General features: G+C 49.0%; 17 protein-coding genes, 5 tRNA genes and 1 pseudogene. 4 read left to right on the forward strand and 19 right to left on the reverse strand.

Annotation, left to right across the window (positions count from 1 at the left end):
* Positions 1-224: 224 nt before the first annotated feature.
* The 8 genes and pseudogenes from MKY82_RS27855 to MKY82_RS27890 all read right to left on the reverse strand — a co-directional run bounded on the left by MKY82_RS27855 (position 225) and on the right by MKY82_RS27890 (position 3392).
* The gene (locus MKY82_RS27855; RefSeq protein WP_071222578.1) at positions 225-689 is read right to left on the reverse strand and encodes a general stress protein; all 465 of its coding nucleotides are present in this window, start codon (positions 687-689) and stop codon (positions 225-227) included.
* A gap of 311 nt (positions 690-1000) precedes the next feature.
* Positions 1001-1083, reverse strand: a tRNA-Leu gene (locus tag MKY82_RS27860).
* A gap of 40 nt (positions 1084-1123) precedes the next feature.
* A tRNA-Lys gene (locus tag MKY82_RS27865) sits at positions 1124-1199 on the reverse strand.
* A 268-nt stretch (positions 1200-1467) separates the two neighbouring features.
* Positions 1468-1542, reverse strand: a tRNA-Glu gene (locus MKY82_RS27870).
* A gap of 116 nt (positions 1543-1658) precedes the next feature.
* Positions 1659-2355 (reverse strand): annotated as a pseudogene (locus MKY82_RS27875) (peptidase E).
* 336 nt (positions 2356-2691) lie between these two features.
* Positions 2692-2780, reverse strand: a tRNA-Ser gene (locus tag MKY82_RS27880).
* 3 nt (positions 2781-2783) lie between these two features.
* Positions 2784-2859, reverse strand: a tRNA-Asn gene (locus MKY82_RS27885).
* Positions 2860-2885: 26 nt separating this feature from the next.
* Positions 2886-3392 carry a SprT family protein gene (locus MKY82_RS27890; protein WP_233355076.1) on the reverse strand — a complete coding sequence of 169 codons (507 nt, stop codon included), beginning with the start codon at positions 3390-3392 and terminating at the stop codon, positions 2886-2888.
* A 98-nt stretch (positions 3393-3490) separates the two neighbouring features.
* On the opposite strand from MKY82_RS27890, the gene MKY82_RS27895 reads away from it, so the two are divergent.
* Both MKY82_RS27895 and cmpA read left to right on the forward strand, forming a co-directional pair.
* Positions 3491-3841 carry a hydrolase/acyltransferase gene (locus tag MKY82_RS27895; RefSeq protein WP_071222576.1) on the forward strand — a complete coding sequence of 117 codons (351 nt, stop codon included), beginning with the start codon at positions 3491-3493 and terminating at the stop codon, positions 3839-3841.
* A 79-nt stretch (positions 3842-3920) separates the two neighbouring features.
* Positions 3921-4052, forward strand: a complete 132-nt coding sequence (gene cmpA, locus MKY82_RS27900) for a cortex morphogenetic protein CmpA (RefSeq protein ID WP_015737250.1) — start codon at positions 3921-3923, stop codon at positions 4050-4052.
* 97 nt (positions 4053-4149) lie between these two features.
* Here cmpA and MKY82_RS27905 read toward each other — a convergent pair whose 3' ends face one another.
* Positions 4150-4620, reverse strand: coding sequence for a DinB family protein (locus MKY82_RS27905; protein WP_339294832.1), 471 nt, complete (start codon positions 4618-4620; stop codon positions 4150-4152).
* 146 nt (positions 4621-4766) lie between these two features.
* Between MKY82_RS27905 and MKY82_RS27910 the strand changes: the two genes are divergently transcribed.
* Both MKY82_RS27910 and MKY82_RS27915 read left to right on the forward strand, forming a co-directional pair.
* Entirely contained in the window at positions 4767-5330 is a 564-nt protein-coding gene (locus MKY82_RS27910) for a CGNR zinc finger domain-containing protein (protein WP_339294833.1), read from the forward strand.
* Between the two features lie 66 nt (positions 5331-5396).
* Complete coding sequence (locus MKY82_RS27915) at positions 5397-5837, forward strand: GNAT family N-acetyltransferase (protein WP_339294834.1); 441 nt, start codon at positions 5397-5399, stop codon at positions 5835-5837.
* A 162-nt stretch (positions 5838-5999) separates the two neighbouring features.
* Here MKY82_RS27915 and MKY82_RS27920 read toward each other — a convergent pair whose 3' ends face one another.
* From MKY82_RS27920 to MKY82_RS27965, 10 genes are all read right to left on the reverse strand, one after another.
* A complete protein-coding gene (locus MKY82_RS27920) occupies positions 6000-8216 on the reverse strand; it encodes a Tex family protein (RefSeq protein WP_269468915.1) in 2217 nt (738 codons plus the stop codon).
* Positions 8217-8658: 442 nt separating this feature from the next.
* On the reverse strand, positions 8659-9009 hold the full coding sequence (locus MKY82_RS27925) for a type II toxin-antitoxin system PemK/MazF family toxin (protein ID WP_006212388.1): 351 nt from the start codon (positions 9007-9009) through the stop codon (positions 8659-8661).
* A gap of 3 nt (positions 9010-9012) precedes the next feature.
* Positions 9013-9294 carry a ribbon-helix-helix protein, CopG family gene (locus MKY82_RS27930; protein ID WP_028406492.1) on the reverse strand — a complete coding sequence of 94 codons (282 nt, stop codon included), beginning with the start codon at positions 9292-9294 and terminating at the stop codon, positions 9013-9015.
* Between the two features lie 225 nt (positions 9295-9519).
* Entirely contained in the window at positions 9520-10707 is a 1188-nt protein-coding gene (gene alr, locus MKY82_RS27935) for an alanine racemase (RefSeq protein ID WP_071222571.1), read from the reverse strand.
* Between the two features lie 270 nt (positions 10708-10977).
* Entirely contained in the window at positions 10978-12090 is a 1113-nt protein-coding gene (locus tag MKY82_RS27940; RefSeq protein WP_194544419.1) for an outer membrane lipoprotein-sorting protein, read from the reverse strand.
* Between the two features lie 261 nt (positions 12091-12351).
* Positions 12352-13680: an MFS transporter gene (locus tag MKY82_RS27945; protein WP_339294835.1), complete on the reverse strand. Its 1329-nt coding sequence runs from the start codon at positions 13678-13680 to the stop codon at positions 12352-12354.
* Between the two features lie 64 nt (positions 13681-13744).
* On the reverse strand, positions 13745-14242 hold the full coding sequence (locus MKY82_RS27950; protein ID WP_113058975.1) for a winged helix-turn-helix domain-containing protein: 498 nt from the start codon (positions 14240-14242) through the stop codon (positions 13745-13747).
* A gap of 165 nt (positions 14243-14407) precedes the next feature.
* Complete coding sequence (locus MKY82_RS27955) at positions 14408-14968, reverse strand: GNAT family N-acetyltransferase (RefSeq protein WP_339294836.1); 561 nt, start codon at positions 14966-14968, stop codon at positions 14408-14410.
* 42 nt (positions 14969-15010) lie between these two features.
* Complete coding sequence (locus tag MKY82_RS27960; RefSeq protein ID WP_339294837.1) at positions 15011-16339, reverse strand: alpha/beta hydrolase-fold protein; 1329 nt, start codon at positions 16337-16339, stop codon at positions 15011-15013.
* Positions 16340-16509: 170 nt separating this feature from the next.
* Positions 16510-17079 carry a GbsR/MarR family transcriptional regulator gene (locus MKY82_RS27965; RefSeq protein ID WP_113058972.1) on the reverse strand — a complete coding sequence of 190 codons (570 nt, stop codon included), beginning with the start codon at positions 17077-17079 and terminating at the stop codon, positions 16510-16512.
* Between the last annotated feature and the right edge of the window lie 13 nt (positions 17080-17092).

Genomic DNA, 17092 nt, shown 5'->3' on the forward strand with positions numbered 1-17092 from the left:
CATTATCATATAATTATCACACACCGTCCCAAAAGTCCAGCACGACCTTCTCTTTTTCACCTTGTCGCACGCTGATGTTAGACAAAAAGAAAGCAGCCACGCGCTCCCTGTCAGGAAGCCGTAGCTGCTGCTTTTCAAATATTGGGTATGAAGGCGGATCCTTCGCATGAGAGAATTTCAGTCCCCTCCAAGAAAAACCTCTTCTCAAATGCGCCGGATTGTCATTAGTTCCCCCGCTGGCGCTGTCTTGCTCTTGCCTCGCCGCCTTTGCGGCCCGCTTCTTCACGGCTCATCTTGCCGTCCCCGTTGCTGCCGCTGTCGCTTCTGGCTTCGCCGCCCTGCTGTCCAATCTCTTGATAGAACTCACGTCCGTGGGATTCCGAGGTAGCCTCGCCGCCTTTGCGTCCGATGTCCTCATAGAATTCCCTGCCATGGGAATCGGAAGTCGCTTCCCCGCCCTTCTGGCCGATTTCCTGATAAAATTCCTTATCATGGGAGTTTGACGTGGAGTCTCCTCCCTTTTTACCGATGTCCTGATAAAACTCTTTGTCATGGGAACGGGAAGTTGCTTCGCCGCCCTTCCGTCCAATTTCTTGGTAGAACTCTTTGTCATGGTTGTTCGCAGTTGCTTCTCCACCTAAACGTCCTGCTTCTTCACGGCTCATCTTTCCGTTGTTGTTATTAGCCATTCTGAATCACTCCTTATAGGTAATTTGAAGTTGTTGCTCGTCCACGTTATGATATTAAACTCCTGACCAGAGATGAAACACTTGTTGTGCATAAATGTGCAATGAAAATCGATCAAAACCGTGATGAATCCTATGTAAACCTTGATATAAGAAAAAAACTATCGACGTACATTCTAAAGAGACAGAACTCGATTAGATGTTATTTTCTTGCATGATCAGGTAAGGCCATGCTTCGAAGTTTATACTTTCTGATATCTTAAGCGCAAAAAAAAGCTCCGCACAAGGTGCGGAGCTTTTTCTAAATATTCGTATGCGGTAGAGAGGACTCGAACCTCCACGGGTATACACCCACTACCCCCTCAAGATAGCGTGTCTGCCATTCCACCACTACCGCATAATATAAGGAGTACATCGTTTCGTTGCTTTGTAAAAAATGGTGAGCCATGAAGGGCTCGAACCTTCGACACCCTGATTAAAAGTCAGGTGCTCTACCAACTGAGCTAATGGCTCTCGATGACAATCGTGCTGCTGCCATATAAGAAAGTTATATAGAAAGTGGTGACCCGTAGGGGATACTCTCTCTTCGTTCGAGACTGCGAAGCTTATCCTAACGCTGATTATGCTCCGACGAACCGACGGGGTTCTCATCCCGAGGTTATATAGAAAGTGGTGACCCGTAGGGGATACTCTCTCTTCGTTCGAGACTGCGAAGCCTATCCTAACGATGATTATGCTCCGACGAACCGACGGGGTTCTCATCCCGAGGTTATATAGAAAGTGGTGACCCGTAGGGGATTCGAACCCCTGTTACCTCCGTGAAAGGGAGGTGTCTTAACCCCTTGACCAACGGGCCACTTTAACCACGTCGCCGTGACGACAAGATTGAGTATAGCATAATTCCAAAAATGCTGGCAAGCTTTTTTTTCGTAAATTTTAAAATTTATTTTGGGAGCTTTTTCGGCCAATAAATCAGCCTAAAAATTCCGGTGTTAACTCCACTTCTTGAACGCTATTTCCTTCTCGATCCACATGGTATGCATGTGCATTTTCCCTTGAGCTTACGATTCGATGCAACCGTCCGTCCATAAAATGTATTGCAACCCCATCATCAGCAGCATATCCTGCTTGTACTTCACCTTGAAGCACGAGTTTATGATAGGCAGGTCTTCTTTTGCTCTCACCATCATAATGCGGGCAATGACTGCCTTGTAATATACCCAAACCCCCAAGCTTGTACAAAGGCGCGTTCAACGGGTCCGTCACCCCTTGCTCAAACCAACAAATGGAACCAGCGCTTAACCCGGTTAAGATGACACCCTGTCCATACGCCTCTTTGAGTATCTGATCCAGGCCCCATTCCTTCCACAAGACCAGCATATTCCGGGTATTGCCCCCGCCAACATAGATGATATCCTTCTCGAGTACAAAAGACCGAAGATCGGCAAAGTTCGGCTGAAACAGCGACAGATGACTGGGAGTACACGGCAGTGTCCGGAAAGCATGATAGAAACGTTCAATATAACCATCCGCATCTCCGCTTGCCGTCGGAAGAAAACACACTTCAGGCAATTCTTTCGATACTTGTGCCAAAACATAGCGATCAAGCAAGCAGATTATCCGGTTCCATCGAAAAACCGCCGCCACCCATTGCAATGATCTGCTTCATTGAGCTCTCTTCCCCCATTCACGCTCAACGAAAGAGAGAGGGATACTCTCCCTTCGGTCGAGACTGCGAAGTATTCCTAACGCTGCTTATGCTCCGACGAACCCTATTCAGGGTTCTCATCCCTATACAAAAAAAGCTCCCGATCACTTGGTGATGGGAGCTTTCTTCGATGTAACGCTCAACGAAAGAGAGAGGGATACTCTCCCTTCGGTCGAGACTGCGAAGTATTCCTAACGCTGCTTATGCTCCGACGAACCCTATTCAGGGTTCTCATCCCTATGCAAAAAAAGCTCCCGATCACTTGGTGATGGGAGTTTTCTTCGATGTAACGCTCAACGGAGAGAGAGGGATTCGAACCCTCGCACCGCTTACGCAGTCTAACCCCTTAGCAGAGGGTCCCCTTATAGCCACTTGGGTATCTCTCCATATGGCTCCCCGAACAGGACTCGAACCTGTGACAACTCGATTAACAGTCGAGTGCTCTACCAACTGAGCTATCAGGGAACATTAAGTTGGATATTAATAATTTATCATGACTTCATAGGGGAGTCAAGCTTCAGGAGTGTAAGGCGTCCGCTGCACTTTCCGCACCGATACCGGGCGGGATTCATCTTCCGTTTACGCAGATATTCGGTTGCGCAGACGCTGCAGCGTAGTTTATATCGGTATGGTTCCGGTTGACGACGGCCCGCGGCCTTGCCCTTCGGCAAGGATTTGCAGAAACGGCTCCCTCCAACGGCTTGCAGCAGGCTTTTGAAATCAGCGTCCCGATGCCGATATCCCCTGCCCGCGATATGCAGATGATAGTGGCACAGCTCATGCTTGATGATCTTCTCCACCTCTTCCTTACCGTTCGTAGCAAGCTGATGCGGATTGATCTCGATGTTATGGCTTTTCATGAAATAACGCCCGCCTGTTGAAGACAATCGCCGGTTAAACGTAGCCTGATGCCTGAACGGAACCCGAAAGCTTTCCAGCGAGATTTTCTCAACCCATGCCTGCAGTTCTTCATTACTCATCTCGTTCATCGTCACCATGTCTGATCCTTCCTTTTGCCGTATAAATGCTACTTGAATTTTAACTTCTCTCTGGGCTACACTGTCAAGTAGAAAGTATGGAGGGAGAACCTGCAATCATGCCGAACATGCGCTACGTTATTTTAAAAGGACAGGACGAGCTGTTATTTGTCGAAATGCCCAGTGACTATGCTTACCAGCTCAGTGCTCTAAATTTACGCCTCAATAAGGAAATCGATAAACTCACCGCCGCAGGCAAACCTCAGCTGCCTCTTGCTGTAGCCGAATGCGACAATTTGGATCTGCTTCAGGAATCGCTGAGCATTCAAGGTGGTCTGGAATACATAAATGAGCTTGAGCAGGCCTTTGCTTCCCTTAAGGAAACGGAATATCCGCTCATCTCATTGCTTACCGAAATTCGTGCTCTCCAAGCGCAGCTTGAGCAATGGTACGAGGAAGAAGCGTTATAATCGAGGTAGACCTGCACGCTTTGGGCTTTTTCCCCATATGCTATCCATACAGATGGAATAGCAAGAGGAGGAGATACCCTTGCCGCAATGGCTCTGCAATCAATTGACACGCGCTTTTCGCAAAAAGGACAGACGTCAGATCAAGCTGCTGAATGAATGCTGGTACTTTTACCGGAATTCCCCGGGCGAAGAAAACTCGAATGCCCGTTAGTGCACTGCAACCGATCCATAGGTATGACAATAAGCCGGACGCCCTGTCCGGCTTATTTTTGCATTTATTATGATGGCTGAATGGACGAATGTTATACTTATAGATCGCTGCGTTTAGCTGGCCAGGAGCCCTGAAGCTTCCGGAGAAAAACAATTTGTCCCGTATGATACGCATCATGCATGATTAAGCTAAGTATTCGCTGCGGCGATTCGATGATCTCCGCCTCCGTCATCTCTTCCATCTTCTGTCGTAAAGCGGCATGAACATCCTGAAGCTGCTCCCGGGCCGTATTCCATGCCCCCTCACTTGTGTCCTGAATGAGAAACGTCTCGTCATTGCCGATTCCTTCATTAGGAAGCGGCGTTCCTTCCAATCTCGCGAGCAGACGCTGCTTGTAATACAGCAAATGGTGCACGTTCTCCCAAATGGAATTTGCCGCTTGCCCTTCCGGTTTCCACAAAGCCTGCTCAACTGTTACGTCCTTCAGGGCAGGAAGAATCGGCGGATACCAATCCTCCTGCCTCATCGCATAATCCCAGTTTTGGAGCAGCAGTTCCTTCATGTTCATAACCATCGCCTCCGCATCAAATTTGTAACCAGCATAAATCAAATAGCATGTTACATAAAAATTAACACACTTCGGACCCCATTACAAGTAACTAGCAACATTAATATTTACTTGTTACAATAATGAGATGAGAAAGGATGAGTTTCATGTTATGGGATGATTTTATAAACAGCGAATGGCATGACTGGAGAGGCAGCGGCCGATCCGAGGACCGGCTTGCCCGAGAGGATTGGCTCACCGATTTCATGAACCAATATCAGCTTCAAGTCAGCCTGCCCCTGGCCCCGGATGAGCTGGGGCAGTTGAGGGAGCTTCGTTCCTTCCTGTTAACGTGTGTTCAACACATCGTCGCGGGGGAGTCACCCTCTCCCATGGAGATAGAGCAATTAAACCGCTGGATGGCTGCTGGACCCGTTATTCGTCATCTGGAGATCGATGAGGAACAAAATTTGGCGCTGTCCTATATCCTCCAAAATCCTGGCCTGCAAGCAGCGGCTGCCGAGATTGCCGGCTCCTTTGCGGAAGCCATCGAGCAAGGCGAATTATCCCGGTTCCGCATCTGCACGAATCCCGATTGCCTCTGGGTATATTACGACGACACGCGTAACCGTTCCAAACGGTACTGCGACGATAAAATGTGCGGCAATCTGATGAAGGTCAGACGATTCCGGGCGAAGAAAAAACAGCAATCTTCGGACAGCGAGGACTAATCCGAATGCTTATGCTGCGCGCAGTATACCTCCACATCCATTTTGAAGAAACTGAGGTGAGTAATCATGAGCATCAAAAGGGTGACTCAAGCAGAATTGCCTTGGGTCAATCAACATTACGAGCACATCGGCTTTCAGCCAAGTTCACTGGACAATGAAATCATTGCCATCGTCATGTCGCAAGACGACTACGCAGGAGTCGGTCGATTGATTAGACTTAATGAACACGAGGCGGAGCTCGGCGGTATTTATATTCTGGACAAGTTTAGAGGCCAGTCCCTCGCGCACGAAGTCGTCTCGTTTCTGGTGGAAGAATCAAAGAGTCTAGGTTTAAAGACGGTTTACTGCATTCCATTTGAGGAGCTGCAGCATTTTTATAAGAAGTTTGGTTTTCATGAAGTCGATGTAAATGCTCCCGCAGTCGAACCCAAAATTTCAGCAAAATATCACTGGTGTCGCGAAAGATACGATAAAAAAGTACTGCTGCTAAAGCTGAGCCATGGCTAAGCCAACCGCCAGGACATGCCCCGTTAGCTCTTACTCCAAGAATTATTCAAAAAAAGAGCCGTTCTCCCCAAAGGAACTGCACCTCCAAATGTTAGGTCATCGCTAACAACTGGGGTACAGTTCAAGGAGTTACGGCTCTTCTTCTATTTTACGCAGCAGTTCCTATGACTGATCTTTCGGCTTGCGCATCGTCAATCCGACGCGACCTTTCTTCAAATCTACATTCAGCACCCACACGGTAACGTTATCCCCCACAGAGACAACATCCATCGGGTGTTTGACAAACCCATCGCTCAGCTGGGAAATATGCACCAGTCCGTCGCTCTTGATGCCGATATCCACAAAGGCGCCAAAATCGATGACATTGCGTACCGTTCCCTGCAGCTCCATTCCCGGCATGAGATCCTCGATCTTCAGTACGTCCTGACGGAAAATCGGCAGCGGCAATTCCTCCCGCGGATCGCGTCCCGGGCGCTGCAAGCTGTCCAGTATATCACGCAGCGTCGGCACGCCAACCTCCAGCTTCACGGCAAGGTTCTCCGGCTGCTGGGCATCCAGCAGTTCAGCGAGCTCCTTGCTTCCAAGCTTGTCCAGACTTACCTGAAGCTCTTTGAATAAACGGTCAACCACCACATAGGATTCCGGGTGAATCGGGGTACGATCCAATATGTTCTCGCCTTCCGAAATCCGCATAAAGCCCACGCACTGCTCATAGGTCTTGGCACCGAGACGCGGGACCTTCTGGAGCTGCTTCCGGCTGACAAACTTCCCGTTCTCTTCCCGGTATTTCACGATATTTTTGGCGATCGTGGCATTGATGCCGGCCACATAGGATAGCAGTGACGGCGAAGCCGTATTCACATCCACCCCGACATGGTTCACCGCAGACTCCACGACGGCCTTCAGGCTCTCCTCCAGATGCTTCTGGGTTACGTCATGCTGATATTGGCCCACGCCGATCGATTTCGGATCAATCTTCACCAGCTCGGCCAGCGGATCCTGCACACGGCGGGCGATCGAGGCCGCGCTGCGCTCGGCGACATCCAGGTCCGGGAATTCTTCCTGCGCCAGCTTCGAGGCCGAGTACACGCTTGCTCCCGCTTCATTGACGATGAGGTAGGCCAGCTCAGGGTCAGCAAGCTCCGCAATGACTTCTTCGGCTACGAACTGCTCCGTTTCACGGGATGCCGTACCGTTTCCAATGACAATAAGCTTGATGCCGTATTTGGCAATCAGCTCCTTAAACTTGGCGGCGGCCTCCTGCTTCTTGTTGGCCGGCGGCGTCGGATAGGTTACGGCCACCTCAAGCAGCTTGCCCGTATCATCGACCACTGCCAGCTTACAACCGGTACGGTAGGCCGGGTCAACGCCCAGCACACAGCGTCCCTTCACCGGCGGCTGCAGCAGCAGGCTGCGCAGGTTCCCGGCAAAGATGGAGATTGCCTGGTTCTCCCCTTTTTCCGTCAGCTCTCCCCGTACTTCCCGTTCAATCGATGGAGCAATGAGGCGCTTGTATGAATCCTCGATCACCGCCGTAAGAATGTCCGTGACGGCTGATGGACCTTTAAGCACCTGCTTGCCGATATACGCGTGAATGGATTCGGAAGGAACATCCAGCCCTACCTTTAGAATATTCTCGCGCTCTCCCCGGTTAATGGCCAAAATCCGGTGCGGCGGCATTTTCTTCGCCAATTCCCGGTAATTGTAATAGTTCTCGTATACGGATTCCACTTCGGTATCCTTCGCCTCAGAGGTCAATATGCCGTGGTCCAAGCTGTATCTGCGAACCCAGGAACGAACGGTTGCGTCATCGGCAATGTTTTCAGCCAGTATATCCATCGCGCCTTGCACAGCCTCTTCTGCCGAAGCCACACCCTTCTCCTCATCCACATACTTGGCTGCCTCAACCATCACATCAGCCTGCTTCGGCTGCGACCATATCCACTCCGACAGCGGCTCAAGCCCTTTTTCCTTGGCAACGCTTGCCCGGGTTTTACGCTTTTGCTTATACGGACGGTAGAGATCTTCTACCTCCTGCAGCTTAACGGCGGCCGTAATCGATGCCTTCAGATCTTCCGTCAGCTTGCCTTGCTCCTCTATGATGCGGATGACTTCCCGCTTACGGATCTCCAAATTGCGCAGATAGCCAGTCCGCTCTTCAATATCACGTAATTGGTTCTCATCCAGTTCGCCTGTCATTTCCTTACGGTAACGCGCAATAAACGGTATGGTATTGCCCTCATCCAGAAGTTCAACGGTCGTGCGCACCTGTTTTTCGGACAATTGAAGCTCCTTCGCGATCTGCTTCACGATCCGTTTCGATTCTTCCTTGCGAATCTGTTCCTCATTTACTTCCACAACAGCTTCTAATTCAGACAATGATATCCCTCTTTCTTCAATGAAACTATATTTGCTATTATCCCAAACTTAAGCGCTCATTTCCACTACATCGCTCACTTCATAAGGCTTTAAGCTGCTTTTAATGTCAATTTCATCTGATTTTAAGATTAAATTTATATTCTTAGTGTACGAAAATGCTGCTGCCGGATATCCGCACCTCATTACAATTAGGGGGTCACCTTAGATGAATGACAAACATGCGATTGCCTGGTCCGTTGTCTGCCTTTTGTTTATCGTTGCGGCGGTCACAACGGCCTACATCCTCATACCTACAAACGCGTAAACCGCCGCTCTCTTAGTCTCATGCATCCATTGCCGTGCCCTTCGAACATACCCTCCATATAAAAACCCTCAAGGAGTTAGTCCTTGAGGGTTTTTAGTCATAACATTCTATGTGGAAAACGTTAGCGCTTGAATGGAATCAAAAATCAATCAAGCCCAGACTTATTTGCAGGGAATCATCCACCTTACTCATCATTTCATCATCAAGATGGGTGATTTTGTCGGTTAGCCGCTGCTTATCAATCGTCCGGATCTGCTCTAGCAAAATGACGGAATCCCGGTCAAATCCATGCGACGCCGCGTCGATTTCGACGTGAGTCGGCAGCTTGGCTTTTTGAATCTGTGCCGTAATGGCTGCAACAATCACAGTCGGACTAAACCGGTTGCCGATATCGTTCTGAATGACAAGGACTGGCCTTACGCCGCCCTGCTCAGAACCGACAACAGGTGATAAATCCGCAAAAAATACGTCGCCCCGTTTAACGATCACTGTCTACACCCCGCTTACTAAGCGGTCTAGAGTGTTGTCTGCATCTTCCTCCGCGTGAAACGCCTCAGAAGCCATGGTCAGGTTAATTTTGGCCATTTCCATATAACCTCGCTGCATGGATTCACGAATGTAACGTTTCTTCCGTTCATTCAGGTACAACTTCATGGCTTGCCTAATAAGCTCACTGCGGTTGGAATTTTCCAGCTGAGCGATCCCGTCCACTTCCTGCAAAAGATGATCCGGTAAACTGATCATGATTCGTTTGGTGTTCTGCATATTGGCCACCCTCTATTACACCCCCACAACCTTCTCGCCCTGTGCACCAGTATTACATTATTCAAGGAAAATTATACAAAAGAATATATATGCCGAAGGTATATCAAGTATGCTGCATATCATTATAAACTACAATCGACACTTTCGTACAGACTTAAACGACATATTCCTAATTCGGGAAGATCTGTACTTATTCCTTCTTTCCTGAATAAATTACTTATGGTGACTTGACTTTTAAAGGTTGCTCCAGAGTGCATTTACGGTCTTCACGGGTATATCATTGCGTATATACTGACGTGGTACCCGGTGGGCAATCATGCAGACGACCTCGTAGTGGATCGTCCCCAGCTTGGACGCCAGCTCATCTGCCGTAATGCATTCGTCAGACTGCTGACCGATGAGTACAACCTCTTCACCAGCTTTAATTTGTTCCGCCTCATCGGCGAAAGGTTTGAGCGATACCATACATTGGTCCATACAGATGGTTCCGACAACAGGGACGCGGCGGCCGCGTATCAGTACTTCCACTTTACCGCTCAGCATACGAGAGAAGCCATCGGCGTAACCGATGGGGAGGGTTCCAATTTGCTCTTCCTCCTCCGTTACATACTTCGTCCCGTAGCTGATACCGGAATGCGGAGGTAAATTTTTGACGTAGACAAGCTTTGTCTTTAACGTCATGACAGGGCGGAGGCTCACTGTTTTTCGATTCACCTCGTCCGAAGGATACAGTCCGTACAAGCTGATGCCGACACGAACCATATCATAGGATAATTCGGGTGTATCAATCGCAGCAGCGCTGTTGCCCGTATGTATGAGCGGGATATGGTAGTCCTTATCCCGAAGAGCGTCCGCTACGCCCTGAAAACGGCGGTACTGTCCCAACGTATAGTCTTTGTTCTTTTCATCCGCTCTTGCAAAATGGGTAAACATTCCTTCGACAACAACCTGCGGCAGCGAAAATACTTCTTCTATAAAAGAAATTGCATCTTCGCCTGGAAGCAGGCCCAAACGACCCATTCCGCTGTCAATCTTGATGTGTACCTTGAGTGGCTTCTCCGGCTGGACCGGCAGTGCCTTTATCGCTTGGAGCACTTCCGAACTGAACAGGGTTATGGTTACATCATGCTCATAAGCGATCTCTACAGCCTCCGGTGGTGTATATCCGAGCACCAGGATCGGGCTGGAGATGCCTCCTTGCCGAAGCTCGAGCGCTTCATCCAGGAAAGCTACGCTTAAGTAAGCCGCCCCCAGTTGCTGAAGTTCGCGTGCCACTTCTACAGCTCCGTGACCATAGGCGTTAGCCTTCACACAAGCAAGCAATTTCATGTGGCTTGGCAGCGCCTCACGAAAAGCGTTATAGTTGGCGCGCAGATGGTCCAGGTTGATCTCCGCCAGGGTAGGTCGATATATCGCTTGCAATTCCAGTCACCTTCTTACCATTTTGAAAAAAGCATTATGCTTTACATTAGATTAATGGTAATGTTCCCGGGGGCAACTGTCAATTGAGGCAAATTGCTTATTTATGAGGCTCGTGGTTCCCCCCGGGTGCGAAACTTGGTGAAACATCGGAATCTATGCAAGAAATAATGATGAGCCCACGGATGGAGTTCCTTTATTTGGAAAAGAGGCGAATGGCCTCATTGTCGGAATTTTGCCCTCCTTCAATGCTCGGTATCCGCCTACTTCGTATTATTTACCCGATTCTCCCTGCATGGAAGCAGCGACTTTCTTCATTTCTTCAACAGGCAGGTTGGCGCTCGTAATTCGGTATTCCACGCCTTCCGAATTCCAGGTCAGCGTTCTTTGCTGATCGCCGGTGAGCAGGCCAACCGTTGTGAAATCGATATACACGGCCTCGCCCGGTACGAGGGAAACCGCACGATCCACCGGTCTGGATTCCATAATCGTGTATTGATACACACCGTCATACTTCAGAATAACCGCATGATCCTTGCTCTCCGGAACTTCCATCGTGTCTTTGTTCGTGACCCCTGCAGGCACATATTCCGGATAGATGATGCCGAAGGATCCCATATCGCGACCCGAAGCCGCTTCCGTCAAACCTTCGGTTCCCTGAGTGCCGTTACCTTCCGTACTGGAAGCCACCGGTACCCCGTTCTCGTCCACTTCCGCCATGGTCCCCTTCGCATCGTTCATGGCACTTAGATTCTTGTTCGTATCAAATGAATCCTTGGTCAGGTTCGTATCAAAGGTAAAGGTGTTGAATTTCACCTCAACAACCACATTCGCTTCGGAATCCGACACTTGTACCTGTTTCGGCGTGTAGTTGTCCTTGGCGAGCCAAATCTTCTGACGAATCAAGGAATGACTGTGGTAATTGGCGGCCACATCAAACACGTAACTATCCTTATCCTCGGCAAACTGACGGGTGTTGTCGCTCAGAATGCTGCTGAGCAGCGTTTGGTACAGATATACCTGTCCCTGATTATCCGGCCAGTCGCTCTTGAAGCGGAAGCTCTTGTTTAAGCTCGGCGTCAGAACGAACACGCCGTCATCGTTGCGAAGCACGATTTGCGTAATATCCTTTTGCCCATTGGTTAAGCTGATCCGGTAATAAGATGGAGACTGGTACCATACCTCAACCTGATACTCCTGCGGCGCTGAACCGGTATGTATGGTCATAACGCCCGCTCCCTGGTAAGCGCCCTTGGCACTTTCCAGCTTATCAGCCACCTTGCCCAGATCCTTTACAACGCTGTCTGCATTCTTCTTCCCGCATCCCGCCAGTATTGTTGTTAAGCATAATACTACCGCGAGCAGCACCCATGAAATCCGGCGCATGTCATCATCCCCTTCAACACTTGTTTTGACTTGATTGATACATGTCTATGAGGGACTTGGTGACATTATGCAGACTAGCCTGACAAGCACCGCTGCGTTCCGGACTCGGCAGGCATTTACACTTCGCTTAAACGAAAAAAGAGCCGAGATTGAATCCGTCGATCGCTGATTCATCCTCGGCTCGATATATGAAAATAATCAGTACAAACCCTCTTCTTATAGGACTCTGTAAGTATAGAAGCTGATCGACCTTAGCCAACTCTAAGGGGCTGTGTGCATAGAAACGGACTTCTCAGCAGCCGTATTCGTATAAGGCGCGAACCATTCCTCATCTACATTGTCAGGTGACGGAAGACTACGAGTAGTCGAGTCAAAGACCCAGAAGATCCCCACGCTGAGCACGGCGATTCCGCATCCCGCGATAATGGAGGAACTTGCCGCAACCACGCCAAGGGCGCCTCCGATTAGGCTGCCAAGCGGCATGGCAATTCCGCTGAGTCCGCTAGCTGCCGCGAACACCGTACCCAATCTTTTCTCGGGTATTGCCTTCTGAATGACCGAATTGATGATAACGTTCGTAATCCCTCCGGGAAACCATGCCAGACCGTACACCAGAACGACAAGCCAAGTCCAAGGGGTGAATACGCTGAGACACCAGGCAGCGCCCGATAAACAGAACGCTCCGGCAAAAATATAACCAAGGGGCAGGCGCTCCAGCTTCAAATATGGAGCCAGGATCGCTCCCAGCAAACTTCCCAAAGCCTGGGCCATGAGCAATATACCGTAGACACTGGCTCCGCCGAGGCTGTCGGCAAACGCTGGCATAACCGTAAAGGTAGCTCCGCCCGCAGCATTGATGACAATCATCCCCATTTGTACCCGTGCGAGCGGGGTCGCCAGAATGTAGCGAAGACCTTCCTTCATGTCCGCCCAATAATTTTTAAGGGCATTAACCTTAGGTGTTGAAGTTAAGGTATTGTTCATTGATGTTTTATTATCGTTGTTATCCGAAGTTTTGATGGATTTCTTGATTTTCAATTGCGAGAATAACAGCGCTCCGATGAAGAAGCCAATGGAATTCCACAAGTAAAGGGATACTGCGCCCAGCACAATAATCAACACGCCGGATATTGCGTTGCAAGCGACATCGATGCCTTGATAGGCTAAGGAGAACAGCGAGTTGCCTTGCGTCAGCTGCTTCTTATCGAGAATTTTGGGAAGGGCCGACATTTGGGCCGGATATACCCACATATTCAGCGTGGACAGAATCGGTGTAATCGCCAGTACAACGCCGACCGTCAGAAAGTCGAAATAAAATGCAAGCGGAACGATCAACAGAAGAAGCGCCTGAAATAACTGGGTGTACACCAGAAGCCCCCGTATAGGAACGCGGTCAATCATCGGACCGGATAGCAGTTGAATGATTCGGGGCAGAATCGAGAGGAATCCGGCAAGCCCCGTGTACAGCGTCGAGCCTCCGAGATCATACACCAGCCACATGGCCGCTACCGCGTACAGGCTGTCGCCGATATTCGTAAGAATTCGGCCAACGAACAACAGCAGGAAATTGCGATTTTTTAATATTTCCATAGAGGAACACTCCTTGATTTAAAGTTTAGTAGTTTTGGAGAGAAGAGGCTCTGGAAGCCCCTTCCTAATCGGACGTTTCCGTCGAAACCACGTTGATCCCGACGGCATACTCCTTACTGTCTTTCCCTTTGGTCGTGAGGGTTTTGTTCACCCATTTTTCAAGCAGCTCCTTGAATTCCGTTGTCATCTCTTCATATTGGTCTGCGTCCAACTGCAGCCTCAAGCTGATTCTTGTACGGGTCGCCGCTGCATAATCTTCGGCAAGGACCGGGTCCATCGTTTGCGTTCCCTTGGTGTTAAACCACTTCGCTTTGGATTTATAATATTTTTCTACGATGCCGCCGACCGTCCGGGTCTCCACCAAATCTATCAGCCCGCCGTCATATAACTTCTGAATATGATAGTGGATGCTTCCCGGCGAATCTCCCAATTCATCCGCTACTTGCTTTGAGGTTTTGGCCGTATCCAGTATGGTTCCGAGAATTTTCACCCGCTGGGCGCTCCCGAGCAGCTTTGCTTGTTCCACCGATATTTCGATGCTTTGATTTTGATCTTGTTCCATAGCTCAACACTCCATTCTAAATTCATTCTAATTACGTAAATTATACGGTTATTTTCGTTCATTCCATTTTAATTTATCATTCTAATTTTCTAGATCGATATGACACAATAATAAACCACCTATTACCATTTGTAAATAGGCGGCTTATAAATTGTTTGTTTTTTTCTATACGGGTTTGACCATATGATAATAAACATGCCCGTTAATCATGATTTCCTTATCCGTTTTATATCCTCTTCTGTCGTACAAAGAATGGGCGCGATGATTGTCCGTTACCACAGCGAGAGCAATTTTACGATACGTAAGCTCCTTTGCCCGGTTCTCTGCATGATCGATGAGCGCCGAACCGATTCCCTTTCCTCCAAACCGCGGAGAAACGGATAACGTATCGATATAATACTCATCCTCGTCTGCCTCTTTGTCCAGCGCTGCGGAAGGGTCATTCTTAAGCTTCCGCAAACGATCCAGAATCGGACGATCCAATTCGGCCGCTTGATCCCCGCCGTAAGCAACGATAATGCCCGCTACCTCGCCGTCGATCTCTTTCACGGCAGCCTGACGGTAACTGAGCCTGCCCTCGTCTGCCCGGAAATATTGCTCCAGCACTTCAAGCACTTTCTTTTCACTGTCTTCCCCTGTTAATTGATGCGCCACATCGTGCAGTGCGTCATACAGCAGCCTTACCGCTGCAGATGCATCCTGTGGTCTAGCTGATCTGATGCTCATGCCTATTCATCCTCCGATTACAATTCAATGCATTTTCATATTTCAAGTATCCCAGTCCTCAACCTCATAAAACAGCTCCATCTCAGACGATGCTGTAAAAGAACGCCGTTTAACTTCAGGATCCCCGATCTTCTCGTGCAGTCCAAACCCTCTTGATACCTTGAACGTAAAAGACAAGCCATGAGGTACCATTGCACTTCCTCTATATATGCCATCTCCGCAGTACGGAATCTCAAATCCGGCATAGATCGTGGAGGAAGCCGGTGTGGAAGGCGGTACCTTCACCTGAATCGTGATTTTCACAAGCTCAGGCAATTGTTCCACGATCGTAATCTCTTTATCTGCGCTCAAGCTTCCCATGTGCAGCGTAACCCGGGTACTGCCGGATGTTCGAGGCTTCATCGTTCCGTCCGGCAGCAGCGTGAGTAATTCCGGCTCCTCGACATGGTAGGTTCCGTTCATCAACGATTGCACAAATCCGCTGTCGTATGTAATGACCGGATTCAGTTGCTTGACGGGTCCGTTCACCCCTACGACGCCATCTCCATGCAGCTTTATCGAGGCTGGTTCTCCAATGTCGCCGAAAAAATACAGCAGCGGCGCTTGCGCTCTGCCTGCCCAGTCGCTTTGGCTGTGAGCCGCTCCCGGATCAAGGAACAGCATGAGATCTTCCCCAGGCACAAACCCGTCTCGGATCAAACGTTCTGCTTCCTCCCGTGCGTATTTTTCCATGAAGATCCCTTCCGCGCCGCCCATATCAAGCCATATCTTAAGATTGGGATGCGTCCCGTATCTTTCATAAAAGGGATGTTCCTTAAGCTCTCCCTGAGCATCAAAATGAGCTTTGACGAAATAAGGAGACATGACCGCTATACTTCCGAACACGTCCGGTCTTCTAAAGCCTATATTGTAGGTAACGATCCCGCCCGCAGACGAACCCATCATGGCCGTGTGCTGAGGGCCCCTCAACGTGCGAAAGTTCTGATTGATATAGGGTATAACTTCTTCAATAATAAATAATTCGTAGCGTTCGCCGGCAAACGGGGGATCAAACACCTCATGCATCCTTGGATTGTCATGGAAGTATTCATTCAGTCTTTGATGAGGAACCGTTGCGATGCCAACGATCATAATCTCCTTCATTCGTCCCTCGGAAACCAGCCGATCCGCGGTGACGTGCATATCCCAGGAACCGCCTCTCTCATCCGCTGAAAATACATGCTGCCCGTCATGCATATAGAGTACGGCATAATGCTTATCCGTATTCTCATGATAACTGGGTGGAAGATATACATACAAACTTCGGGTATTGCCTAAGTTAACCGATGGAAAATCTGCAATTTCTACCATTCTTGAGGACATACTGACCATTCTAACCCCTCCTGACTATTTTTGCACCACATACGCTTGTTTCCCGATAATTCACTCCAGGCGATGCCAGATAACAAAAAAGAGGCACAACCCGATAAAATCAGGTTGTACCTCTTAGGTAAGCATTGCCTTACTTCACATTATACTGGGTAAATTCCCCATTTTCAATATCAGGATTTGCCTTCTGGCGGCTCTTTCGGCACATAATTAAAGATCTCGCCATCCACAAAAGTATCAATCAATCGTTCCAGCCATTTATAATAAGCAACGGCCTCACGCATCTTCGCCTGATCCTCTTGCAGCACCGCTGTCAGTTCTTCATCATCTTCATGTGCTTTACGGAGCTTCTCCGTTTCGTCGAGCGCTTTGCGCAGAACCAGAATGTTGCTCTCCACCGATTTTCTCCACTTAATATCAAAGAAATCCACAAAGCTCTGGTACCAGTCATACTCCACTTCATACAAATCCTTGCGGGAACCCTTCTCCCACACCTTGTTTACCATTTTATAATCGAGCAGCGTCCGCACGCCTGTACTCATGCTGGTCTTGCTCATCTTCATTTCCTGTCCCATTTCATCGAGGTTCATCGGTTTATCCGCAAAATAAAGCAATCCGTATAAATGTCCCGTTGAGAGTGGAATGCCGTACAAATCCATATTCCGTCCAATATTTTCAATGACACGCTTACGAATCTTATGCACGGCTGCCTGCCGTTCATCATCTAAATGGTACAAGCCCATGCTTGCAGCCTCC

This window comes from Paenibacillus sp. FSL W7-1279 (genome assembly GCF_037969845.1).
In the GTDB taxonomy this organism is placed as follows: Bacteria; Bacillota; Bacilli; order Paenibacillales; family Paenibacillaceae; genus Paenibacillus_AQ.

What these genes read in the sequence shown, in the direction of transcription:
- MKY82_RS27855 (WP_071222578.1), bottom strand. Translation starts at nt 689, where the DNA reads ATGGCTAATAACAACAACGGAAAGATGAGCCGTGAAGAAGCAGGACGT.
- MKY82_RS27890 (WP_233355076.1), bottom strand. Translation starts at nt 3,392, where the DNA reads ATGGTGACGATGAACGAGATGAGTAATGAAGAACTGCAGGCATGGGTT.
- MKY82_RS27895 (WP_071222576.1), top strand. Translation starts at nt 3,491, where the DNA reads ATGCCGAACATGCGCTACGTTATTTTAAAAGGACAGGACGAGCTGTTA.
- MKY82_RS27905 (WP_339294832.1), bottom strand. Translation starts at nt 4,620, where the DNA reads ATGAACATGAAGGAACTGCTGCTCCAAAACTGGGATTATGCGATGAGG.
- MKY82_RS27910 (WP_339294833.1), top strand. Translation starts at nt 4,767, where the DNA reads ATGTTATGGGATGATTTTATAAACAGCGAATGGCATGACTGGAGAGGC.
- MKY82_RS27915 (WP_339294834.1), top strand. Translation starts at nt 5,397, where the DNA reads ATGAGCATCAAAAGGGTGACTCAAGCAGAATTGCCTTGGGTCAATCAA.
- MKY82_RS27940 (WP_194544419.1), bottom strand. Translation starts at nt 12,090, where the DNA reads ATGCGCCGGATTTCATGGGTGCTGCTCGCGGTAGTATTATGCTTAACA.
- MKY82_RS27945 (WP_339294835.1), bottom strand. Translation starts at nt 13,680, where the DNA reads ATGGAAATATTAAAAAATCGCAATTTCCTGCTGTTGTTCGTTGGCCGA.
- MKY82_RS27950 (WP_113058975.1), bottom strand. Translation starts at nt 14,242, where the DNA reads ATGGAACAAGATCAAAATCAAAGCATCGAAATATCGGTGGAACAAGCA.
- MKY82_RS27955 (WP_339294836.1), bottom strand. Translation starts at nt 14,968, where the DNA reads ATGAGCATCAGATCAGCTAGACCACAGGATGCATCTGCAGCGGTAAGG.
- MKY82_RS27960 (WP_339294837.1), bottom strand. Translation starts at nt 16,339, where the DNA reads ATGGTCAGTATGTCCTCAAGAATGGTAGAAATTGCAGATTTTCCATCG.
- MKY82_RS27965 (WP_113058972.1), bottom strand. Translation starts at nt 17,079, where the DNA reads ATGGGCTTGTACCATTTAGATGATGAACGGCAGGCAGCCGTGCATAAG.